This is a genomic window from Rhodanobacter sp. GW835-FHT13D09, assembly GCF_058793995.1.
This window is the reverse complement of record NZ_JBXAGL010000011.1, coordinates 77,648-100,558: the sequence shown is the minus strand read 5'-3', so window position 1 is coordinate 100,558 and position 22,911 is coordinate 77,648. Positions and strand designations below refer to the sequence as shown.

Genomic DNA, 22,911 nt, shown 5'->3' with positions numbered 1-22,911 from the left:
GTAAGGGCGGACACTGTCCGCCGGCTTTTGCCCCGTCATGGCACGAATCGGCGGGCGGTGCCCGCCCTACGGAACGGCCCGCCGCGATGATGCAGGCCCGCGCCACCTGCGTACCGGACATCGCCGTCAACCACCTGGCCGGCAGCCACCACCTGCACCTCGAACACCCGCAGGCCGTAGCCGACTGGGCCTCGCCTGCAGCGTAGGGCGGACACTGTCCGCCGGCTTTTGCCCCGTCATGGCACGAATCGGCGGGCGGTGCCCGCCCTACGGAACGGCCCGCTTCAGGGCTGCTTGAGCCCCAGCACGTCGAGCCCCTGCTCGAAGCGGATGTCGACCGGAATGTGCGCCTGGTCGAGCCGCTTCAGGTCGCCGGCCAGTTCGGCGTCCACGGCGCCCATCTGATCGGTGAGCTGTTTCGCGGCGTCGTAGTCGCCGTCGCCCTGGATGGTCAGCAGCTTCGCCGACAGCGCGTTCATCGCCGCGGTCATCTTGTCGAAGTCGACGCGGTAGCGGCCGGTCTTCTCGTCCCGGCTGAACGCACCCTGCTGCTTGAAGAAGTTGAATCGCACCATGTTCGCCTTGGCGTGCGCGTCGGACGCGCCGAAGCGCACCGAGCGCAGGATGCCGGCGAGGAAGGTGACGTAGTTGTCCATCAGCTTGGCCTTGTCCAGCTCGCCCTTGTCGGCGAGCTTGGTCACCATGTACAGGCCGAGGATGTCCGCCTTGCCTTCCTCGAAGCTGGAGGCCTGGTCCTTCAGCGCCTTGCGCACGGTACTCTTGCCGTCGAGCGTGTTCTTGATGCCCAGCCCGTGCGCCACTTCGTGGAACATGGTGTTCTGGAAGAACGCGTCGAAGCTGAGGTTGTGCTGCTGGTCGTCGGCGATCAGTTCTTTCGCGATCGGCAGCATGATCCGGTCGAACTTCGCCTGCATCACGTTTTCCAGCTGCAGCCGGCGCGTGCCCTTGTTCAGCTGTACCTGCTCGTCATTGGGCAGGTTGATCGCGATGGTCTTGGCGCCGACGTTGGCGTTGCCGCCGTAGTAGACCGCGAAGTAGGCGTTGAGGTCGGCGTCGGAGCCGGGCTTTTCCGCCTTGTACCGGTCGGCCACCGGCAGCTCGCGCTGCAGCTGGGGCAGGTACCTGGCGAAGCGGGCCAGCTTCGCGCTCCAGGCCTGGTCCTTGATCAGCACGTAGGATTCGTAGCTGGCCTTGTAGCCGTACAGCTGGTCCTCGTAGGTCTCGATCGGGCCGATCACGAGGTCGACCGGGTTCTTCTTCATGTCCATCCAGGCGAAGTCGCTGGCCTGGTAGTCGTCGCTGAGCAGCGCGCCGGCGCGCAGCGCAAGGTATTTGCGGAAGCCGGGATCCTTCGCCAGTTTCGCGGCCTGGCGCAGCAGGCCGGCGGTTTTCTCCAGCTCGGCCTTGTACGCCTCGTGGTACGGCACGCTGACCAGTTGGCCTTGTGCGTCGCGGCGCAGCAGGGTGTACAGCGCGGTCTTGTCCTTCAGCGGGGACTTTTCGAACTCCGCCTTGGTCATATCCGCCGGATAGAACTGCGCGCCCGGCGGACGCGCCCCGACCCCATCGACGAACGGCTGGTCGTTGTCGAGCCGGTCCCACGGGCCGTAGTTGATCTCGGCGAATTCGCGCGTGGCCGGGTCGGCGATCTTCTGCAGCAGCGCATTCTTGTCGCCCCACGCCTGCTGCCAGTAGATCGCGTTCATGCTGTCGGCCGCCTCGACCAGCAGCGCGATCATCTTCTTCTGCCGCGCGTCGAACCGCGACAGGTCGGCGGCAAGTTTCACCGTGGCGTAGTCGGCCAGGTGCCGCTGCACCGCCGTGCTGGTCGCGTCGCTGGTCGACGCCGGGGCGGGCGCGCTGGCAGTCGGCGCCGGCGCCAGTTCTTCCTTCGACACCGGTGCCGGCGTGTCATGCTGGGAGGAACAGGCGGCCAGTGCCAGCAGCAGGCACGTGGAAAGCAGACGCCGGACCATGGCGACTCCTTGGCGAAGGGGTCGCCCATGATATCGCGCCATGCCTGCCGGCGGCGCCCGCGCGGCGGATCGTGTGAACCCCATCCCGGTTACGGCGTCGGCCTTGCGGGCCAGGCCTGAGCGGATGCACATGCCGTGCCGCTGCCGTTCGGTTATCGTGCCCCTCCCATCGCCCCGCCACGTCCATGGACCAGCCGCCGACTCCCGCCGCACCGCGCCACCGGGCCGCGCTGGCCTTCATCTACGTCACCGTGCTGCTGGACATGCTGGCGTTCGGCATCATCATCCCGGTGCTGCCGCACCTGATCGAACAGCTGGCCGGCGGCGGCATTGCGAAGGCGGCGTGGTGGGTGGGCATCTTCAGCACGGTGTTCGCGCTCGTACAGTTCGTGTTCTCGCCGGTGCAGGGCGCGCTGTCGGACCGTTACGGCCGGCGGCCGGTGATCCTGATCTCCAACCTCGGCCTGGCGGTGGATTTCGTAGTGCTGGCGCTGGCGCCCACGCTGTGGCTGCTGTTCCTGGCGCGCATCCTGCTCGGCATGACCGCGGCCAGCTTCAGCACCGCCAATGCCTATATCGCCGACATCACGCCGAAGGAGAAACGCGCGGCCGCGTTCGGCATCCTGGGCAGCGCGTTCGGGCTGGGCTTCATCATCGGCCCCGGCGTGGGCGGCTTCCTCGGCGGCATCGCCCTGCGGCTGCCGTTCTGGGTGGCCGCTGCGCTGGCGCTGTGCAACTTCCTGTACGGCTGCTTCATCCTGCCCGAGTCGTTGCCGAAGGAACGCCGCACCCGCCGGCTCGAGCTGCACAGCGCACACCCGTTCGGCTCGCTGAAGCTGCTGCGCCGCCACCCGCAGGTGTTCGGCCTGGCAGTGGTGCTGTTCCTGGTCTACCTGGCGCACTACGTGCTGCAGACGGTGTTCGTGCTGTACGCGGATTACCGCTACCACTGGGGCCCGCAGGCGGTCGGCTACGCACTGATGCTGGTCGGTGCCTGCGACGGCGCGGTGCAGGCGCTGCTTACCGGCCGCCTGGCGCCGCGTTTCGGCGAACGTCGCGTGCTGCTGGCCGGCATGCTGTTCGGCGTCGGCGCGTTCCTGGTGATGGGCGTGGCCGGCACCGGCCGGGTGTTCCTGCTCGGCGTGCCGCTGCTGGCGCTGTGGGGGCTGGCGATGCCGCCGATCCAGTCGATCATGACCCAGCAGGTCGACCCCTCCGAACAGGGCCGGCTGCAGGGCGCGATCGGCAGCCTGGGCAGTTTCGCCGGCATCTTCGGGCCCTATCTGTTCGCGCAGGTCTTCGCGCTGTCGATCACCCCATCCTCGCCTGTCCATCTGCCGGGTGTAGCCTTCGTGCTTTCGGCCGCGCTGATGCTGGCCGGCCTGGCGATCGCCGCCCGGGTGACCCGCCACCTGCCGGCGGTCGCGGCAGCGGACCCCGACGAACTCGCACCCATCGTGCTTCCCGGCGACCTGCCCATGCTGGCTGGCGCTCCTCCACCCGAACACTCCCGCGAACCCCAGGAAGACCAACCATGACGCTTTCCATGTACCAGGCCTCCGTTCCCGTCTTCATCCGCGCACTGGGCAACCTCGCCCACGTGCTGAAGAAGGGCGAGCAGCACGCGAAGTCGAAGAACGTCAGCGATGAAGTGCTGCTGCAGACCCGGCTGATCCCCGACATGCTGCCGCTGATCAAGCAGATCCAGATCGCCTGCGACATGGCCACCCGCGGCACCGCCCGCCTGGCCGGGGTGGAGCCGCAGAGCTTCGAGGACTGCGAGACTACGCTGGAGCAGGCCTACAGCCGCATCGAGCGCTCGATCGCGTACGTCAAGAGCTTCAGGCCGGAGCAGATCGACGGCAGCGAGACCCGCGCGATCCACCTGAAGATGCGCACCGGCGAGATGCATTTCGAAGGCCAGGCCTACCTGCTGCACTTCACCATCCCGAACCTGTTCTTCCACTGCACCACCGCCTACGACATCCTGCGCCAGGCCGGCACCGACATCGGCAAAACCGACTTCATCGGCAACGCCTGAGCCGGCACGGCGACGGCCCGGGGACGGACCGTCGCCGCCAAATCACTAAAATGTGATGCATACTACGTTTATTCATGGATTCATGGCACGATTTATGCCTTGAGGGAGATATCTCCTCCACCACCTTCCGAGCAAGCGTCATGGAACACATCAAATGCATCATCGTCGGCGGCCCACAGCACGGCCTGGTGCTCCGGCGCTTGTGGGACCGGCGCCGCCCGACCCCGCTATCCGTGACCGCCGACGACGGCGAGCCGTGCGTCGTCGCCGCCCGACGGCATGGCCGCAGCATGCATCCGCACTACCTGCTGCTGCACCCGCGCGCCACAGGCGAACAGATCCTGACCATGCTCGCGGCCTGAACTGACCCTGCGGGTCACTTTGGGGCTGCCCCCGCACCTGCCGAGACAGGACAAGATGTCATGGGCCGGCCGCGCTTGTCGGCTGTGCGCGATCGCATCGACAATAGTCGACCGGGCCAATGCCCACCCTAGTCGACGACCGCCCCGGGCACCCATGCTGCGACTGACCGACCTCAAGCTGCCGCTCGATCACGGCGAGGCCGCGCTCACCGCCGCGATCCTCGGGCGGCTGGACATCGACGCCGCCGCGCTCACCGGCTACACCGTCGCCCGGCGCGGCTACGACGCCCGCAAGCGCGGCGCAATCATGCTGATCTACGCGCTGGACATCGACACCCCGCGCGAGGCCGAACTGCTGCGTCGTTTCGCGGGCGACCCGCACGTGCAGCCGACGCCGGACACCGGCTACCACTTCGTCACCAAGGCCCCGCCGCGGCGCGAGCACCGGCCGCTGGTGGTCGGCTTCGGCCCCTGCGGGCTGTTCGCGGGACTGATCCTGGCGCAGATGGGTTTCCGCCCGATCATCCTCGACCGCGGCAAGGAAGTGCGCGAGCGCACGAAAGACACCTGGGATCTGTGGCGCAAGCGCCAGTTGCACCCGGAGTCGAACGTGCAGTTCGGCGAGGGCGGCGCCGGCACGTTTTCCGACGGCAAGCTGCACAGCCAGATCCGCGACCCGCAGCACCACGGCCGCAAGGTGCTCGCCGAATTCGTCAAGGCCGGCGCGCCGGAGGAGATCCTCTACGTCAGCAAGCCGCACATCGGCACGTTCCGGCTGGTGACGATGGTGGAGAACATGCGCGCCACGATCGAGTCGCTGGGTGGCGAGATCCGCTTCAGCCAGCGCGTGGACGATCTGCTGATCGACACCGATGCAACCGGCGGGCGCCGCGTGCGCGGCGTCACCCTGGCCAGCGGCGAACAGCTGCGCGCCGACCACGTGGTGCTGGCGCTCGGCCACAGCGCGCGCGACACGTTCGAGATGCTACATGCACGCAACGTTTACCTGGAGGCAAAGCCTTTTTCGATCGGCTTCCGTATCGAACATCCGCAGTCGGTGATCGACCGCGCCCGCTTCGGCCCGCAGGCCGGCCACCCGATCCTCGGCGCAGCCGACTACAAGCTGGTGCATCACGGCAAAGGAAATCAGGGTGGTCGCGGCCGCTCCGTATACAGCTTCTGCATGTGCCCCGGCGGCACCGTGGTGGCCGCCACCAGCGAGCCCGGCCGCGTGGTCACCAACGGCATGAGCCAGTACTCGCGCAACGAGCGCAACGCGAACGCGGCGGTGGTGGTCGGCATCGAGCCCGCCGACTTCGCGCCGTTCGATGCCAGTGGCAGCCCGCTCGCCGGCATCGCCCTGCAGCGCACGCTGGAAAGCCGTGCCTATATGCTCGGCGGCGAAAACTACAGCGCCCCGGCGCAACGGGTCGGCGACTTCCTCGCCGGCCGCGCCTCGCGCGAGTTCGGCGACGTGCAACCGTCCTACCAGCCCGGCGTCACCCTGGGCAGCCTCGACAGCGCGCTGCCCGACTACGCGATCGCCGCGATCCGCGAGGCGCTGCCCACGTTCGAACGGCAGATCCGCGGCTACGCGATGCACGACGCGATCCTCACCGGCGTGGAGACGCGCACCTCCTCGCCCGTGCGCATCACGCGCGACGACAGCCTGCAAAGCCTCAACACCCGCGGCCTCTACCCCGCCGGCGAAGGCGCCGGCTACGCCGGCGGCATCCTTTCCGCCGCAGTGGATGGCATCAAGGCGGCCGAGGCCGTGGCGCTGAGCATCACCGGCAGCCTGGTTCCGGCCGGCGGTTGATTGCGCCGCATCGCGGCCACATCTTGATCGGATCCGCAGTACTGCCTCACGACCAAGGTACCCCGATGTCCACGCCCGCTCCGCTCCGCATCGACTTCGTTTCCGACGTGTCCTGCCCTTGGTGCGCGATCGGGCTGGCTTCGTTGCAGCAGGCGCTCACGAAGCTGGAGGGCGAGGTTGCCGCGGAAGTCCACTTCCAGCCGTTCGAGCTGAACCCGCAGATGACGGCAGAAGGCGAGGACGCGGTCGAGCACCTGGTGCGCAAGTACGGCAGCACGCCGGCGCAGATGGCGGCGAACCAGGAGGTGATCCGCGAACGCGGCGCGGCGCTGGGCTTCACCTTCGACATGGCGCGGCGCCGCCGCGTCTACAATACCTTCGACGCGCACCGGCTGCTGCACTGGGCCGGGCTGGAAGGCCGCCAGCTCGCATTGAAGCAGGCGCTGTTGCGCGCCTACTTCACCGATGGCGAGGACGTCGGCGCGCACGATACGCTGGTGCGGCTGGCCGCCGAGGTGGGACTGGACGCGCAGCGCGCGCGGCAGATCCTGGCCAGCGGCGAGTTCGCCGACGCGGTGCGCACGCAGGAGGAGTTCTTCATCTCGCGCGGCATCCATTCGGTGCCGGCCACCATCATCAACGGCCGCCACCTGATTTCCGGCGGGCAGCCGCCGGAGGCGTTCGAGCAGGCGTTGCGGCAGATCGCCGCCGCGGAGTAAGCGCGCCCGGCATGTGGGGCGCCGCAACCGATTCCCGCGCGGCGGCAGCGAGCGCAGGTAGCCGAGCGGGACCAGCCGCCACCGACCGCACGGCAGCAGCGGGCTGCCGCCTGCCTGCGGGCGAACACGCAATACCGATAAACTGCCGCCTGTCATCCGGCACCACGTCCGCCGCCGTGCCCACGCGTACCCGCGCCACAGGTTCCCGATCCACCGCATGCTCGCCGACACCACCAAAGACGCCATCCGCGCCGCCTACACGCGCCTGAAGGACGGCCTGCCGGATTTTCGTGCGCGCGCCTCGCAGGGGCGCATGATCGCCGAGGTGGCCAAGGCGCTGGCCGCCGAAGGCGGCGTCGCGGTGATCGAGGCCCCCACCGGCACCGGCAAGTCGATGGCCTACCTGATCGCCGGGGTCGCGGTGGCGCGCTTCCAGAAGAAGAAGCTGCTGATCGCCACCGCCACCGTGGCGCTGCAGGAACAGCTGGTACAGCGTGACATCCCGCTCTACCTCCGGCTCAACGGCATCGAGGCGAAGGTGGCGCTGGCCAAGGGCCGCGGCCGCTACCTGTGCCCGCGCAACCTGCTGATGGCGCGCAACAGCATCAACGACAGCGCGCAGATGGGCCTGGCCGGTTTCGATTCGGATCTCGCGCTGTGGAGCAAGCCGCCGCAGGCGCGCGACAAGCAGGCGCTGGCCATGCTCAGCGCCGCGTTCGACCGCAACGAGTGGAACGGCGACATGGACAGCGCACCGGAGCCGGTCAGCGACCTGCTGCGACCGATGATCACCACCAGCGCCGGCGGCTGCACCAACCGCAAGTGCGGCCAGTTCATGATCTGCCCGTTCTTCGCCGCGCGCCGCGCGGTGGACGACGCCGAGATCATCGTGGCGAACCAGGACCTGGTGCTGGCCGACCTCACCATGCCGGGCGAGGACGAGGGCGACGGTACCCAGGCCTGGGGCGGCGTGATCCTGCCGCGCCCCGACGAGACGCTATACATCTTCGACGAAGGCCACCACGTGCCGGGCAAGGCGATCGACCGCGGCGCGGCCGAGGTCTACATGACCGCCAGCGTGCGCCAGCTGAGCCGGCTCGGCCGGCAGGTGCACGCGGCGTATTCGCTCACCGACAAGGAAAGCCTGGGCAAGCTCACGCTGGACACGGGCGACGCGAAGCTGCAGGAGCTCAGCGACGCGCTGGAAGAGCTGGAGAAGGAGATCCGCCTCGGCTGGCTGCCCGACCCGGCCGAGACCGAACCGATGTACCGCGGCTCGCTGGGCCAGCTGCCCGGCCCGTGGGTGGAACACGCGCGCCTGCTCAGCCTGCTCACCGGCGAGGTGCAGCGCTGGCTTGGCGCGGTGCGCCGCGCGGTGGTCGAGATGACCGACGGCGGGCCGACCCAGGAGGCGCTGGCGCGCGAGCTGGGCATCGCGCTGGAACGCATCGGCAGGCAGGCCAGCTGCTGGCGCGCATGGTCCGGCGACGATCCGGACGACGCGCCGCCGCTGGCGCGCTGGGTCACCCTGCTGGGCGGCGACCAGCAACTGGTCTGCCACGCCTCGGCGGTATCCGCCGCAAGCCTGCTGCGCAGCGTGCTGTGGGGCAACGCCAGCGGCGTGCTGCTGACCTCGGCCACCCTGAGCGCGGGCGGCAACTTCCGCGGCTTCGCCGACGCGGTGGGCCTGCCCGACGACGCGGTGACGCTCAGCCTGCCCTCGCCGTTCGACCTTGCCGCGCAGGCACGGCTGGAGGTACCGGCGATGCGCACGCTGCCCGACGCGCGCGAGGCGCACGCGGAGGAGATCAGCGAGTGGCTGGCGGAAAACCTGGATTGGGACGCCGGCAACCTGGTGCTGTTCACCTCGCGCGCGAAGCTCGACCGCGTGCTGCAGAAGCTGCCGATCGCACAGGTGCGCAGGGTGCGCGCGCAGGGCTCGCTGGGCAAGTCGCAGCTGGTCGCCGAGCATTGCGCCGACATCGAGGCCGGCAAGGGCAGCACGCTGTTCGGGCTGGCTTCGTTCGGCGAGGGCCTCGACCTGCCCGGCAAGCTGTGCGAGACGGTGGTGATCACCCAGCTGCCGTTCGCGGTGCCCACCGACCCGGTTGGCGCCACCTATGCCGAATGGCTGGAATCGCGCGGCCGCAACCCGTTCATCGAGGTCACCATCCCCGAGGCCACGCGCCTGCTCACCCAGTACTGCGGCCGCCTGATCCGCAACGAGACCGACCGCGGCCGCATCGTGCTGCTGGACCGCCGCGTGGTCACCAAGCGCTACGGCGCCGGCATGCTGAAGGCGCTGCCCCCGTTTGAGCGCGTGATCGAACGCAGCCACTGAGCGCGCGCCGCACCGCCTTGCTCCCTCCCCTGCGAAGCAGGGGAGGGCCAGGGAGGGGTTAAGCTTTTGACCTTCCGGCACCCTCGGACCACCCCTCCCAGCCTCCCCCTGCGACCGAAGGAAATCCCTTTGCGGCGCGCAGGGGGAAGAGCAGAGCGGCCACCAGTACGCTCACGTCATGACGAGTTCATCCATGCAAAACCGCATCATCCATCTGCAGAATTGTCCGCCCCAGCCGTGGAAGAACGGCCTCGGCCGCACCCGCGAAATGGCCGTCCAGCCGTCCGCTGCCGGCAGCAGCGATTTCCTCTGGCGCATCAGCATCGCCGAAGTCGACAGTGCCGCGCCGTTCTCCTCGTTTCCCGGCATCGACCGGCAGATCGTGCTGCTCGACGGCGCCGGATTCACGATGACGCTTGACGACGGCCGCGTGCACGAGCTCACCACGCCGTTCGCGCCATTCGCGTTTCCCGGCGAGGCGAAGGTGGCGGTGACACTGGCCGGCGGGCCCACCCGCGACTTCAACCTGATGCTGCGTCGCGCCCGGGTGCGCGGCGCGATCGACGTGTGGCGGGATGCAGGACCACACCTGACCGACCCCGCCACCGTGCTGGTGTATTGCGCCAGCGGCACGATCGGCAGCGTCGACGGCATGCTGCACCCGGGCGACGCCTGGCGGCCGCCTGCCGACGCCGCGGCGCTGACCTTGCACCCGGGCGCGCTGGCGCTGGTCGCGCGGGTCGAGGCCGTCGCCTGACGATTGTCACTATGACGTTGCGCGGCAGCCGCCTATATTCGGCACTTCCCGTCGCCACCGGAGTCCCGCCATGCCCGTGCTGATCCTCGGCCTGCTGATCTTTCTCGGCATCCACTCGCTGCGCATCTTCGCCGACGGCTGGCGCAACCGGCAGCGGGTGCGATTTGGCGAGATGGGCTGGAAAGGCATCTACTCGGTGGCCTCGATCATCGGCCTGGTGCTGATCGTGTACGGCTTCGGCCTGGCAAGGCAGCATCCCGTGCTGCTGTATGTGCCGCCGCTGTGGCTGCGTCACCTCAACGCGCTGTTCACCCTGCTTGCCTTCGTACTGGTGGCGGCCGCGTACATCCCGCGCAACCATCTCAAGGCGAAGTTCGGCCATCCGATGCTGCTGGGCGTGAAGAGCTGGGCGGTCGGTCACCTGCTGGCCACCGGCATGCTGCATGACGTGCTGCTGTTCGGCGCGTTCCTGCTGTGGGCCGTGCTGCTGTTCATCGTGTCGCGCCGACGCGATCGCGCCGCTGGCACGGTCTATCCGGCCGGCACCCTGGCCGGTGACCTGCTGGCCGTGGGGGTCGGCATCGCCGGCTGGGCGGTGTTCGCGCTGTGGCTGCACCTGGGGCTGATCGGGGTGAACCCGATGGCGTGAACCTGTCGCGCGGGGGTGCCGAGAGTCACCTGCGCGCGGGTATCGGGCTGCGCTAAAGTCGGTATCCACACCACCCCTCCGCGAGGATCACCGCATGGCTGGTTTCCTGCTCTGGCTGTTGCTGCTGGTGTTCTGCTGGCCGCTGGCGCTGCTGGCGCTGGTGCTGTATCCGCTCGTGTGGCTGCTGTTGCTGCCGCTGCGGCTGGTCGGCATTACCGTAAGCGCCGCGTTCGCCTTCCTCGCTGCGCTGCTGATGTTGCCCGCCCGCGTGCTGCGCGGGCATCCGGTCTGACGCTCGCCTGCGCGTGGAGAAGCCGCACTCGCCCTCGTGCGAGCGCAACCGCGAACCGATCCTCGGCGTGTTGCGCGAACATTTCGCCGATCGCCGGCAGGTACTGGAAATCGGCAGCGGCACCGGCCAGCACGCGGTGCATTTCGCCGCGGCGTTGCCGCGGCTGAGCTGGCAGGCCTCCGACCGCGCGGAGAACCTGCCCGGCATCCGCGCCTGGCTGGACGAGGCGGCGCTGCCGAACACCCCGCCGCCGCTGGAACTGGACGTCGGCGGCCCTTGGCCGAACGGACCGTTCGACGCGGTGTTCAGCGCCAACACCCTGCACATCATGGCCTGGCCCGAGGTGCAGCGGCTGTTCGCCCGGTTGCCTGCGATCACCACCGACGATGCCGTGCTCGCGATCTACGGACCGTTCAATGAACACGGCCGCTACAGCAGCGACAGCAATGCCGCGTTCGACGCACGGCTGAAGGCGCGCGGCGAGCACATGGCGATCCGCGACGCCGAAGCCGTCGACGCGCTGGCCGACGCCGCCGGTTTCCGCCTGCGCGCCGACGTCGCGATGCCGGCCAACAACCGCTGCCGCGTGTGGCAACGCGTCCACCTATGAGCATCGCCCACACGGCAGACCTGCATGATCGCGCCGAACCGGGTACAAAGGCGGCATGAAGTCGATCGACACGCTGACTCCCTGCCCCTGCGGCAACCCGGCCGGTTACAGCCAATGCTGCGGGCCACTGCACGACGGCGCCATCGCCGCCACCGCCGAACAGCTGATGCGCTCGCGCTACAGCGCCTACGTGCTCAAGCGCGAGGACTACCTGCTGGCCAGCTGGCATGCCGACACCCGCCCGGCTTCCCTGCGGCTGGCCGCGCAGCAGCCGCCGCCGACCTGGCTGGGGCTGGAGGTGCGCCGCCAGCTGGCCATCGACGATGCCCACGCCATCGTGGAGTTCGTGGCCCGCTATCGCCTCGGCGGCGGTCGCGCGCAGCGCCAGCACGAGACCAGCCGCTTCGTGCGCGAGGACGGCCGCTGGTACTACCACGACGGCGAGTTGAAGAGTTGAAGATCTGACGCTCAGAAACCCTGCACGCCGGCCACCCGCAGGCGCGCTGGTCGTCCAGTTGCACCGGCTCCAGCTCCAGCACCGGTGTGATGCGGCCGCTGCGACCGACGGTGAACTCGACGGCACGCACCTCGGCCAGCGCCGACACGGCCGGATACTTCCACGCCACCGCCCAGTCCTGTGACGCCGCGGTCCCAGCCGTCCAGCCGGTCACGCAGCATGGCGAGCTCCTGCCGCGCCCGCACCAGCGACCAGTCGGGGCAATCGGTCGCATGCGCCGCGCCGGCGATGGACAATGCAACACCGGCGGCCAGCGAAAACCATTCCCTGCGCATGCGCCCGTTCCGTTCCGTGGACCTGGCGACAGGCTAGCCCGCGGCCACACGCGCGGGCAGCCGACGATGCCGATCGCCGGCGTAGGCGCCGGACTAGCAGCGCGGGGCGAGCTCGCCGAAGCGCAGCACCGTCTCGCCGTGGAAGCGGCCGCCCGGCCCGAAACGACGTTCTGCGATCACCCCGCCGCCGTCGTGGCCGATCGCCACCACGGTGCTGGCGCGTGTGCCGTACTGCTCGCCGCGGATGAACGCGGGCGACAGCAGGCGCTCGCGCTCCAACCCCACCCCGGTGTCGGGCAATTGCGCATCCGGCGCCTGCCGTTCGTCGGCGAGGGCCCCGAACAGCGGTGCGAAATCCGCGTCGCCGCCGGCGTCGATCCACTGCTGCAGCCGCTGCATCAGCGTGCGGGTTTTCGGCCATGGCGTGTTGAAATCAGCGTTCGACAGGCCGTGCACGCCGGAGGTTACGGCCTGCGCACGCGGATCGGGGCGATTGCCGAGATAGAACGCCGCGCTCGCATCGAAGGTGAGCAGGTTGAACGGACGGTAGCCGGCGGCCGCACGCAGCAACCGTTGCGCGTGCGCGGCGGCATCGGCTTTGCCGATGAGGTAATCGGTGGCGAGCAGGCCGCGCGAAGTGCCCAGCTGCGGATCGCGCGGGTCGCGCACGTTGGTCACCACGCAGCAGCGCCCGCCGTCGGTGACCCCGAGCCAGGTACCGCCTGCCTCGAGGTCGCGCCCGCCGACGATCGGCGCATCGTCCCAGCGCGCCAGCGCCGCACTGGGGCGCGCGTGGAACTCGTCACGGTTGCCGGCCAGCAGCAGACGCCAGCGCGGATGGGTGTTCCAGGCGAAGGCGATCAGGCACATCGCGACGACCCGGGCGGAGCGGGCCATGCCGGGACCCGGCCATGATCACCGCGAACGGTGTCGATCCCGCCGTCACCTGCCGGTGCGGCGAAGCCGCCGCCGTCGAGCCTGGAAACCGGAGCATGGAGCATGGAGTCGCCTGACTGCGCCATCGTGTGTTCCGTCGTGGGCGTGCCGGGCGCATGCCCGTCGGCGACACCGTCGCGGCACGCGGAAGGGCGTCCACTAGAACACAGCGGTTGCCATGCGTCAAAAGGGATTCGGACGGCCATACGCATCCGGTTTCCCGGGATCATCGGGGAGATCCGCCCGCGGGGTCGCCGGCCGGCCGTGGCGAGGTCGTCTCGCCCGGGCCAGCCGGCTCGGTGATAATCCCGACATGCCCAAGCCCGCCTGCCTGCTTCGTCACGCCCTGCCCGCCCTTGCCATCGCCCTGGCTACCGCCCTCGCACCGCCCGCGCTGCAGGCGCGCCAGGACGGGAGGAGCCGCAGCGAGCAGGCCGCGGCGAAGGAGAAGCTGGCCGAATTGCAGCACCGGATGGAAGCGCTGGCGAAGGAGCAGGCCGACACCGCCGCCCGCCGCGGCAGCGCGAATGCGGAACTGGCGCGGCAGGCCAACGCGCTGGCCAGCGCGGCGCGCGCCGTGCGCCAGACCGATGCCGAACTGGCCGCCAAGCAGCAGCAGCTGGACCAGCTGCAGCGGCAGCGCACCGAACTGGGCCGGAAGCTGGATGGCCAGCGCGCCGCGATCGCCGACCTGCTGCGCGCCACCTACGCGCTCGGCCACGGCTCGGACCTGCGCCTGCTGCTGGGCGACGAGGACGTGGCGCGCATCGCACGCGCGCTGGTCTACTCGAAATACTTCCAGCAGGACCGCGTGCGGCGCGTGCAGCAGCTGATGACCGACCTGGCGCAACTGCAGGAGCTGGAGCATGCCATCAGCGCCGAACAGCAGGCGCTGCAGGCGACCAGGACGCAACGCGGGCAGCAGGCTGCGGTGCTGGCGCAGCAGCGCGCAGCGCAGCAGAAGCTGGCCGCCACCACCGACGCGCAGTACCGGGACCAGGCGCAGCGGCTGGCGGCGATGAAACAGAACGCGCAGTCGCTCAACCGCCTGCTCGACAGGCTGCAGAAGGCGATCGACGAAGCCGCCGCCCGCGCCGCTGCCGAGCGCGCGGCGGCGGCGCGCAGGCATCCCGGCCATAAGCCGCCACCGCCACTCGAGGTCGGCAGCGCCGGCGCCAACATCCGCGGCAACCTGCCGTGGCCGGCCAGCGGCGTGGTCAACAGCTACGGCAACGGCGTGCTGATCAAGGCCAGCGGTGGCAGCGAGATCCACGCGGTGGCGCGCGGCCGGGTGATCTACGCCGGTTTCCTGCGCGGCTACGGCATGCTGCTGATCCTCAGCCACGGCAACGGCTGGATGAGCATGTACGGCAACAACGAGGCCCTGCTGCACGCTGTCGGCGACGAGGTCGAGGCCGGCCAGGCGATCGGCACCGCCAGCGCGCCCACCGGCGTCAATACCGGCGTGTATTTCGAGCTGCGCAGGAACAACCAGCCGGTTGATCCGCGCGGTTGGCTGGCCCAGCGCCGCTGACGCGGCCGGCATGGCGTCGCCGGCTGCCGATGAATTACGCTGGCCTTCCGTTGTCAAAGCCGGAAGCTGGTCCTTCCGTCGCGTGACAGCGCGACGTCGCCGCCGTACGGAGCCACCCATGCGTCCATCCCCTCGCCGCCCGTTCACCCTGTTGCTGGCCGTGCCGTTCCTGCTGCTGGCCACGCCGGGCGCCCGCGCGCAGAACGCACCGGCGCGGGCCGCCACGGTCGCGCCGCCGGTCGATCTGCCGGCCGCCACCAGCCGCGTCGCCGCGCCGGCCAGCGCCAGTTCCGTCGACCAGGTCGACCTGGACGACATCCGCAACTTCAGTCGCGTCTACGAGGTGGTCCGCCAGGCCTACGTGGAGAAGGTCGACAACAAGACCCTGATGAAGGCGGCGATCACCGGCATGCTCAGCGGCCTCGACCCGCACAGCGAATACCTGGACAAGGAAGGCCTCACCCAGCTCAACGAGGACACCACCGGCGAATACAGCGGCCTCGGCATCGAGGTGCTGCAGGTCGACGGCGGCCTGCGCATCGTCTCGCCGATCGACGATACCCCGGCGGCACGCGCCGGCATCAAGCCAGGCGACAGCATCGTCAAGGTCAACGGTACCGTGGTCGACGCGCAGAACGTCGGTGAGATGTTCAAGCAGCTGCGCGGCAAGGCGGGCAGCAAGATCGACCTGACCATCGTGCACCAGAACAGCGACAAGCTGATCGACCTGCACCTGGTGCGCGAGAACATCGCGATCAGCAGCGTCAAGGTGCGCGAGCTGGAGCCGGGCTACGCCTACGTGCGAATCAGCCAGTTCCAGAGCGACACCGCCGCCGACCTCGAGAAGAAGCTGGGCCAGCTGATTGCGAAGAATGGGCCGCCAAAGGGCGCGGTGCTGGACCTGCGCAACAATCCCGGTGGCTTGCTTACCGCGGCAGTCGGCGTCAGCGACGATTTCCTCGATGCCGGCACCATCGTCACCACGCGCGGCCGACTGCAGGACGCGAACATGAGCTTCACTGCGCACCCGGGCGACCAGCTCGGCGGCGCGCCGATGATCGTGCTGACCAACAACGGTACCGCCTCGGCCGCCGAGATCGTCTCCGGCGCGCTGAAGGACAACCACCGCGCGCTGATCATGGGCCAGCGCACGTTCGGCAAGGGCGTGGTGCAGACCGTGTTGCCGCTGGACGCCGAGCATGCGGTGAAGATCACCACCGCGCGCTACTACACGCCGAACGGCACTTCGATCCAGGCCGAGGGCATCAAGCCCGATATCGCGCTGGCCGACCTCTCGGTGAACACGTCCGACCATGGCCCGGTGCTGATCAGTTCGGAAGCCGACCTGCCCAACCACCTGGCCAACGAGAAGGCCAAGGCCGGCGGTGACATCAACGACGACGGCAGCGCCGCCGATGCCAAGCTGGCCACCAGCGACTACGCGCTGTCACAGGCGCTGAACGTGCTCAAGGGCATGGCGCTGCGCCAGCCTGCCGCCGCGCACCGCTGAGCGGCACGCCGGCCGCCGGGTGGCGGACACGAAAACGGCCCCGTGCGGGGCCGTTTGCATTGGCAGCAGCCTTGAAGCGCGGGCTCAGGCCGCCGCGACGAACAGGCCGCGCATCTTCTTCATGGCGTTCGCCTCGACCTGGCGGATGCGCTCGGCGGAGACGCCGTACTCGTCGGCCAGATCCTGCAGCGTGGCCTTGTCGTCGTCCAGCCAGCGACGCTGGATGATGTTCCGCGAACGCTCGTCCAGGTGGCCCAGCGCGTCGTTCAGCGTCTGCATCTGGTTGTCGGCATAGTCCTCGTCGGCCACGTTTTCATACGGGTCAGCGCCGTCGTCGACCAGGAACGCCGCCGGGGCCGGCTTGGCGTCGTCGTCGGCATCGGCCGGGGCCTCGAAGCCGATGTCGCGGCCGGACAGGCGCGATTCCATCTCGCGCACGGTCGCCTCGGGCACGCCCAGATCCTTCGCCACCGTGCTCACCTCGGCCGCGTTCATCCAGCCCAGGCGCTTCTTGTTCTTGCGCAGGTTGAAGAACAGCTTGCGCTGCGCCTTGGTGGTGGCGACCTTGACGATGCGCCAGTTCTTCAGAATGAACTCGTGCATCTCGGCACGGATCCAGTGCACCGCGAAGCTGACCAGGCGCACGCCCTGGTCGGGGTCGAAACGCTTGACCGCCTTCATCAGGCCGATGTTGCCCTCCTGGATCAGGTCGGCCAGCTGCAGACCGTAACCCGAGTAGCCACGTGCCACATGCACCACGAAACGCAGGTGCGACATCACCAGCTTCTTCGCGGCGGCCAGGTTGGCCTCTTCAAGGTAGTCGCGCGACAGCGCCTGCTCTTCTTCCGAGCTCAGCACCGGGATCCGATGGACCGCGGAGATGTACGCATCCAGACTGCCGACGACACTCGGCAGCGGGAAGTTGGCGGTCACCAAGGCTTGAGACATGGGTGGAACCTCCTGAATAGCGTCGAAGTTTAGCACTCGGGTGGTTGGAGTGCTAAAGCGCGGGATTGGTTCCGCGCTTTAATGAACCAAATAGTACAGATATTTGCCGCCCTTGTCCAGCGCCCCGTCCGGTCCGACATGAGGCTGGCCAAACGGCGTTCAAGTGGGCGTGAAATGGCCCTGCAATTCGGTTCGCGGCGGCAACGACCAGTCGATCGGCGGCTGGCCGCGGGCTTCCAGGTAGCGGTTGGCGGCGGAAAAGTGGCCGCAACCGAGGAAGCCGCGGTGGGCCGACAGCGGCGACGGATGCACGCTCTTCAGCACGCCGTGCCGCCGCGTGTCGATCAGCTGGCCCTTGCGCTGGGCATAGCTGCCCCACAGCAGGAACACGATGCCCTCGCGCTCGCGGTTCAGCGCATCGATCGCCGCGTCGGTGAAGCCTTCCCAGCCCTTGCCCTGGTGCGAGCCGGCGCGGCCTTCTTCCACCGTCAGCACGCTGTTGAGCAGCAGCACGCCGCGGTCGGCCCATGGCGTGAGGCAGCCGTGGTCGGGGCGCGGGATGCCGAGGTCGCGCTGGATCTCCTTGAAGATGTTTTCCAGCGACGGCGGCACCCGCACCCCGGGGCGCACCGAGAAGCACAGGCCATGCGCCTGGCCCGGGCCGTGGTACGGGTCCTGGCCGAGGATCACCACCCGCACCGCGTCGAACGGGGTGTGTTCGAACGCCGCGAAGATCTCCGGGCCGGGCGGGTAGATCCGCTTGCCGGCCTGCTTCTCCTCGCGCAGGAACGCCGCCAGCGCCTGCATCTCGGGGCGCAGCAGGTAGTCGCCGATGCGCGCCTTCCACGAGGGTTCCAGCCTGACCCGCGCCGCGTCGCTCATGCCCCGGCCGCGTGTTCGCGCAGGTGCTTCGCCACGCGCAACTGGAACAGCAGCTTGGTGACCAGCAGCTTTTCCTCGACCGGCTTCTCGACCAGGTCGTTGGCGCCGGCCTTGATCAGCGCGGCCTGGTTGGCCGGGTTCTCGTCGCCGGTCATCACCAGCACCGGCAGCCGGCCCTTGCCGTAGCCGAACTCCTCGCGCACCAGCTTGAGCAGGTCGCCGCCGGTGAGTTCGCCCTTCAGGCTGACGTCGGTGAGCACCACGTCGGCGCCGACCCGGCCCTGCGTGCGCGAAGTTTCCAGCAGGGCCAGCGCGTCCTCCACGCTGACCACGTGACGCACGGTGAGGCCGATCTTCTCCAGCATGCGGCGGGTGGCCAGCGCCACCACGCGGCTGTCCTCGACGTACAGCACCACGCCCTCGGTGGTGTCCTCCGGCCGCACGTAACCGCGGATGAATTCGGCCAGCGCCTGGAAGCCCAGCGCCTTGTCGAAGTAATCCGTGACGTGCTCGCCCAGCGAGCGGCGATGCAGCCGGTCCTCGACGTCGCCGGAGACCACCACGATCGGCACGTAGGCCTGCGGCGCCGACTCGCGCACGAACCGCGCCAGCTCCAGCCCGTCCATGTCGGGCAGGCGCAGCGCGATGGTGATGAAGTCGAACACGCCTTCGCCGAGCACCTGCTGCGCCTCCGCACCGCTACCGCAGCCGACCACCTCGACGCCGGGCAACTCGGCCAGCAGCACGCGGGTGATCAGCTGGCGCACCACGCGCGAACCGTCGACCACCAGCACCCGCGGTGCATCGGTCAGCAGACGGCCGCTGATATTCGTACTCATGCCTCAGTTCACCCACCTGACCATGGCGATCCTTCGCCCATGAACCGGCGAGCGCACCCCTGCGCCCGCGTCGACTGTCGATCGTGCATCAAACGCGGTGGCGGCGGCTGCGATTCACGTCACCCCGGCACAAGACCGTCATGCCGCCTTGCGCAGTTGCCACGCGCTGACCAGCCGCGCGCCCAGCCAGCCCAGCGCGGCGGCGGCCAGCGGCACCGCCAGCAGCAGCCACACCGGCAGGCCGCCGACCTGCAGCTTGCCATCATAGGCCTGGCTGAGCTGCGCCACCGGTGCGGCCAGCGCGAATTCGATCAACACCGCCAGCAGGGCGGCCAGGATGCCGCTGAACAGGCCGTACCAGATTCCGGCATACAGATACGGTCGCCGCACGAACGCGCCGCTGGCGCCGACCAGCAACAACACGCCGATCTCCTCGCTGCGGTTGGCGATGTCCACGCGCACCGTGTTGCCGACCACCAGCAACGCCGCCAGCGCCAGCAGCGAGGCAAGCACCAGCGCCGCGCGGTTGCCCACGCCGAGCAGCGCGTCCAGCCGTCTTCGCCAACTGCCACTGTCCTGCACCATGTCGACGCCATGCATGCCGCGCACGTCGGCGACCAGCTGCTCCAGCGCCTGCGCGCTCGTCCCGGCACGTGGCTGCAGCTGCAGCACGTACGGCAGCGGGTTGTCGTCCAGCGTCTGCAGCGCGCCGGAAAAGCCCTGCATCCGGGCCAGTTCGTCCATGCCCTGCTGCGGCGTCTTCACCACCACCGCGGCCAGCTCCGCACGGTCGGCGAGCTGCCTGGCCAGCAGCTGCGCCTGCGAGGCGGCCTGGTCGGGCTGCAGGAACACGCTGATCGCCTGGCTCCGGCCCAGCGCATCGCCGAATTTCTGCACGTTGCCCAGCAGCAGGTAGAACGCCAGCGGCAGGGCCAACGCCAGCCCCATCACCGAGATCGTGAGCAAGCTGCCGAACGGGCGCGAGGCGAGCCGGCGCAGGCTGGACGCCGCGCTCCAGCCATGGTGCTCGCGCCAGCTGCCGAAGCGGCTGCCGCGGCTGTGGGCATTGCGCGGTGCAGCGTCCGCCGGCGCGTGCAGGGATTCGGATGACGCGTTCACAGCACCTCCTGCGCGGCCAGGTCGGCGACCAGGCGGCCATGGTCGAGCACGATCACGCGCTTCTTCATGCGCTTGATCAGCGGCAGATCGTGGCTGGCGATCAGCACGGTGGTGCCGACCTGCTGGAATTCTCCGAACAGGCCCATGATCTCCACCGCCAGCTGCGGATCGAGGTTGCCGGTGGGCTCGTCGGCGATCAGCAGGTCGGGCCGCGCCACGATCGCGCGGGCGATGCCCACGCGCTGCTGCTCTCCGGCGGACAGCGTGGCCGGCAACTGCCGCTCGTAGGCGAGCAGGCCGACCTTCTCCAGCGCCGCGTGCACCCGCCGCGCGCGCTCGGCGCGGGCGATGCCGCCGATCGCCAGCGGCAGCTCGACGTTGGCGAACACGCTGCGGTCCATCAGCAGGCGATGATCCTGGAACACCATGCCGATGTGCCGGCGCCACTTCGGAACGCCGCTGTGGCGGATCTTGGCCAGGTTCTTGCCGTCCACGCTGATCGTGCCGTGCGACGGCCGCTCGATCAGGCCGAGCAGCTTGAGCAGGGTGCTCTTGCCGGCGCCGGAGTGCCCGGTGACGAAAGCCATTTCGCCGGTCGGCACCGCGAACGAAAGCTGCGAGAGCGCCTCGTGGCCGCCCTCGTAGCGCTTGCTGACTTGATCGAACTGGATCACCGCGCGTCCCCGAGCCTGCGTGTCGTCACAACGACGGCAAGGATAAGGGATGCCGGCGCCCAGATGCGGCATCCGTCCGCCGCGGGTTCAGCCCGCGGCGGAGGTGAACCTCAGCGGCCGGTGAACAGCCGGGTGAGCCGGCGGAACAACCCCGGCTTCTTCGCCTGGGCGTGCTCGCCCGGCTTGCCGGCGACCGCGGCGACCTGCCGCGACGGCCGGCTGTGCGGTACGCCGGCGAAGTCGGTCGCATTGCGTTCACGCGACGGGCGATGCTCGCCGCGCGGCGCGCGGCTGCCCTCGACGGCCGGGCTGTTGTTCCCCGCGACCTCGACAGCGGCGCCCGGCATGCCCTCGCGACGCCGGTTGCGCCCGCCGCGGCGGCGGCGGCGCTTGTGCGCGGCATCAGCGCTGGCACTGTCGGCGACGGCCGGTGCGGCCACCGCCGGGGCTGCCAGCACCGGTGCCTCGGCGGGCGCGGCAGGCCGGTGCTCGCGCGGCGGGCGCGAATCGCCGCGGCCGCCACTGCGCTCGCCGCGGCCGGCGCCGCCGGAACGGCGCGGCTTCTCGCCGGGGCGCGGCGCCACCACGTCGCCGAACGCGGCGCTGTCGGCGGCGGCGTTCGCGGCGAACTCGGGGTCGATCGCATGCGGCTTCGGCATCACCAGCAGTTCCGGGCCCATCGCCGCCACCGGGATGCTCTGCCCGATGTAGGTCTCGATGTCTGGCAGCGACATCGCGTACAGGTCGCAGGCGAAGCTGATCGCATCGCCCTCGGCGCCCAGCCGCGCGGTGCGGCCGATGCGGTGCACGTAATCCTCGGCCTCGTGCGGCAGGTCGTAGTTGAAGACGTGGCTGACCGCGGGAATGTGCAGGCCGCGCGCGGCCACGTCGGTGGCTACCAGGATGTCCAGCTGGCCGTCCTGGAAGCGCTGCAGCAGTTTCTGCCGCTTCAGCTGCGGCACGTCGCCGGAGATCGCGCCGACACGGCAGCCGTGGCGCTTGACCCGCTCGGTGACGCGCTCGGCGGCGGCCTTGGTGTTGACGAAGATGATGCTGCGGCTCGGCTGGTGCCGGTCGATCAGGTTCAGCAGCAGCGGCATCTTCTCTTCCTTGGCCGGGAAGTAGACCAGCTGGCGCACCTTGTCGGCGGTGACGTTGTCGCTTTCCACCACCACCTTCTCGGCCTCGTGCATGTGCTCGTAGGCCAGCTCCAGCACGCGGTGGCTGAGCGTGGCGGAGAACAGCAGCACTTGGCGCTGCTCGCGCGGCGGCAGTTTGCGGAAGATGAAACGCACGTCCTTGATGAAGCCGAGGTCGAACATGCGGTCCGCCTCGTCGATCACCATCACCTCGACGCTGTTGAGGCTGAATACGCCCTGCTTGTGGTAGTCGAGCAGCCGGCCGGGCGTGGCGATGACGATGTCGCAGCCGTCCTTGAGCTGCTGGCGCTGCTTGTCATAGTCGACGCCGCCGTAGATCAGCGCGGTCTTCAGGCCGGTGTGGCGGCCGATGTTGCGCGCGTCCTTGTCGATCTGGATGGCCAGTTCGCGGGTGGGCGCGATCACCAGCGCGCGCGGGTCGCTGTCCTTGCGGTCGGCCACCGCGGGGGTGGTCAGCAGGCGGTTCATGGTGGCGACCAGGAACGCGCAGGTCTTGCCGGTGCCGGTCTGCGCCTGGCCGGCGACGTCGCGCCCGGCCAGCGCCAGCGGCAGGGTCAGTTCCTGGATCGGCGTGCAGCGGGTGAAGCCGCTGTCGTCCAGGCCCTGCTGCAGCAGCGGATGAAGATCGAAATTGGCGAAGAAGGTGTCGGTGAGTACGGTTTGTGACATATGCGGATGGTTGACCTTGCCTGACGGCGGCGTGATGCGCTGCACCCGCGCCTGGCGCCGGTTCGGCGGAGGACGGTGCAGGACGGTGCGCGATGCGCGGCGAAGCGGCTCAATGTCAGGGTCAACAAGGTCGCGCCGCGGCTGGCGACGCCGTATTTGCCGGCGGTCTGACGGGCGGCCGTGCCGGCCGCCCTTGAATCGTGCCCGGAGTTGCGCTGGAATGAAATCCCGCCGCCATGGCGAGGCCTCGTCCGGCCCAAC

General features: G+C 69.4%; 21 protein-coding genes. 13 read left to right on the top strand and 8 right to left on the bottom strand.

The window, feature by feature from the left end:
• Window positions 1–284: 284 nt before the first annotated feature.
• Complete coding sequence (locus tag AC1Q5A_RS14535) at window positions 285–1,997, bottom strand: DUF8614 domain-containing protein (RefSeq protein WP_492701817.1); 1,713 nt, start codon at window positions 1,995–1,997, stop codon at window positions 285–287.
• Window positions 1,998–2,182: 185 nt separating this feature from the next.
• On the opposite strand from AC1Q5A_RS14535, the gene AC1Q5A_RS14530 reads away from it, so the two are divergent.
• The 11 genes from AC1Q5A_RS14530 (at window position 2,183) to AC1Q5A_RS14480 (ending at window position 12,044) form a co-directional block, all read left to right on the top strand.
• Complete coding sequence (locus tag AC1Q5A_RS14530; RefSeq protein WP_492701815.1) at window positions 2,183–3,535, top strand: TCR/Tet family MFS transporter; 1,353 nt, start codon at window positions 2,183–2,185, stop codon at window positions 3,533–3,535.
• Window positions 3,532–4,038 (top strand): DUF1993 domain-containing protein, encoded by a 507-nt coding sequence (locus AC1Q5A_RS14525; protein ID WP_492701813.1) that lies wholly within the window; start codon window positions 3,532–3,534, stop codon window positions 4,036–4,038. The genes AC1Q5A_RS14530 and AC1Q5A_RS14525 overlap by 4 nt, the downstream gene beginning before the upstream one ends.
• A 140-nt stretch (window positions 4,039–4,178) precedes the next feature.
• Window positions 4,179–4,400, top strand: coding sequence for a hypothetical protein (locus AC1Q5A_RS14520; RefSeq protein ID WP_492701811.1), 222 nt, complete (start codon window positions 4,179–4,181; stop codon window positions 4,398–4,400).
• A gap of 154 nt (window positions 4,401–4,554) precedes the next feature.
• A complete protein-coding gene (locus AC1Q5A_RS14515; protein WP_492701809.1) occupies window positions 4,555–6,219 on the top strand; it encodes an NAD(P)/FAD-dependent oxidoreductase in 1,665 nt (554 codons plus the stop codon).
• Between the two features lie 65 nt (window positions 6,220–6,284).
• On the top strand, window positions 6,285–6,938 hold the full coding sequence (locus AC1Q5A_RS14510; RefSeq protein WP_492701807.1) for a DsbA family oxidoreductase: 654 nt from the start codon (window positions 6,285–6,287) through the stop codon (window positions 6,936–6,938).
• Window positions 6,939–7,155: 217 nt separating this feature from the next.
• Window positions 7,156–9,279: an ATP-dependent DNA helicase DinG gene (dinG, locus tag AC1Q5A_RS14505; protein WP_492701805.1), complete on the top strand. Its 2,124-nt coding sequence runs from the start codon at window positions 7,156–7,158 to the stop codon at window positions 9,277–9,279.
• Between the two features lie 193 nt (window positions 9,280–9,472).
• Complete coding sequence (locus AC1Q5A_RS14500; RefSeq protein ID WP_492701803.1) at window positions 9,473–10,036, top strand: HutD/Ves family protein; 564 nt, start codon at window positions 9,473–9,475, stop codon at window positions 10,034–10,036.
• Window positions 10,037–10,106: 70 nt separating this feature from the next.
• The gene (locus AC1Q5A_RS14495; RefSeq protein ID WP_492701801.1) at window positions 10,107–10,685 is read left to right on the top strand and encodes an NnrU family protein; all 579 of its coding nucleotides are present in this window, start codon (window positions 10,107–10,109) and stop codon (window positions 10,683–10,685) included.
• Between the two features lie 94 nt (window positions 10,686–10,779).
• Window positions 10,780–10,977: a hypothetical protein gene (locus AC1Q5A_RS14490; protein WP_492701799.1), complete on the top strand. Its 198-nt coding sequence runs from the start codon at window positions 10,780–10,782 to the stop codon at window positions 10,975–10,977.
• A 13-nt stretch (window positions 10,978–10,990) separates the two neighbouring features.
• Complete coding sequence (locus AC1Q5A_RS14485; protein WP_492701797.1) at window positions 10,991–11,587, top strand: DUF938 domain-containing protein; 597 nt, start codon at window positions 10,991–10,993, stop codon at window positions 11,585–11,587.
• Between the two features lie 55 nt (window positions 11,588–11,642).
• On the top strand, window positions 11,643–12,044 hold the full coding sequence (locus AC1Q5A_RS14480; RefSeq protein ID WP_492701795.1) for a YchJ family protein: 402 nt from the start codon (window positions 11,643–11,645) through the stop codon (window positions 12,042–12,044).
• 428 nt (window positions 12,045–12,472) lie between these two features.
• Here the strand turns inward: AC1Q5A_RS14480 and AC1Q5A_RS14475 are convergent, their stop codons facing one another.
• Window positions 12,473–13,249, bottom strand: a complete 777-nt coding sequence (locus AC1Q5A_RS14475; RefSeq protein WP_492701846.1) for an NRDE family protein — start codon at window positions 13,247–13,249, stop codon at window positions 12,473–12,475.
• Between the two features lie 379 nt (window positions 13,250–13,628).
• On the opposite strand from AC1Q5A_RS14475, the gene AC1Q5A_RS14470 reads away from it, so the two are divergent.
• Together AC1Q5A_RS14470 and AC1Q5A_RS14465 are read left to right on the top strand one after the other, a co-directional pair.
• The gene (locus tag AC1Q5A_RS14470; RefSeq protein ID WP_492701794.1) at window positions 13,629–14,849 is read left to right on the top strand and encodes a murein hydrolase activator EnvC family protein; all 1,221 of its coding nucleotides are present in this window, start codon (window positions 13,629–13,631) and stop codon (window positions 14,847–14,849) included.
• 118 nt (window positions 14,850–14,967) lie between these two features.
• On the top strand, window positions 14,968–16,359 hold the full coding sequence (locus tag AC1Q5A_RS14465; protein WP_492701792.1) for a S41 family peptidase: 1,392 nt from the start codon (window positions 14,968–14,970) through the stop codon (window positions 16,357–16,359).
• Window positions 16,360–16,443: 84 nt separating this feature from the next.
• Here the strand turns inward: AC1Q5A_RS14465 and rpoH are convergent, their stop codons facing one another.
• The 6 genes from rpoH to rhlB form a co-directional block, all read right to left on the bottom strand.
• On the bottom strand, window positions 16,444–17,307 hold the full coding sequence (gene rpoH / locus AC1Q5A_RS14460; RefSeq protein ID WP_114343301.1) for an RNA polymerase sigma factor RpoH: 864 nt from the start codon (window positions 17,305–17,307) through the stop codon (window positions 16,444–16,446).
• Between the two features lie 159 nt (window positions 17,308–17,466).
• Complete coding sequence (ung, locus tag AC1Q5A_RS14455; RefSeq protein WP_492701789.1) at window positions 17,467–18,189, bottom strand: uracil-DNA glycosylase; 723 nt, start codon at window positions 18,187–18,189, stop codon at window positions 17,467–17,469.
• Window positions 18,186–19,028 (bottom strand): response regulator, encoded by an 843-nt coding sequence (locus AC1Q5A_RS14450; protein WP_492701787.1) that lies wholly within the window; start codon window positions 19,026–19,028, stop codon window positions 18,186–18,188. Before AC1Q5A_RS14450 ends, ung begins: the two co-directional genes overlap by 4 nt.
• Before the next feature lie 138 nt (window positions 19,029–19,166).
• Window positions 19,167–20,147, bottom strand: a complete 981-nt coding sequence (gene ftsX / locus AC1Q5A_RS14445; protein ID WP_492701785.1) for a permease-like cell division protein FtsX — start codon at window positions 20,145–20,147, stop codon at window positions 19,167–19,169.
• Window positions 20,144–20,821: a cell division ATP-binding protein FtsE gene (ftsE, locus tag AC1Q5A_RS14440; protein ID WP_492701783.1), complete on the bottom strand. Its 678-nt coding sequence runs from the start codon at window positions 20,819–20,821 to the stop codon at window positions 20,144–20,146. Before ftsE ends, ftsX begins: the two co-directional genes overlap by 4 nt.
• A gap of 110 nt (window positions 20,822–20,931) precedes the next feature.
• Window positions 20,932–22,650, bottom strand: a complete 1,719-nt coding sequence (gene rhlB / locus AC1Q5A_RS14435) for an ATP-dependent RNA helicase RhlB (protein ID WP_492701781.1) — start codon at window positions 22,648–22,650, stop codon at window positions 20,932–20,934.
• Window positions 22,651–22,911 lie beyond the last annotated feature (261 nt).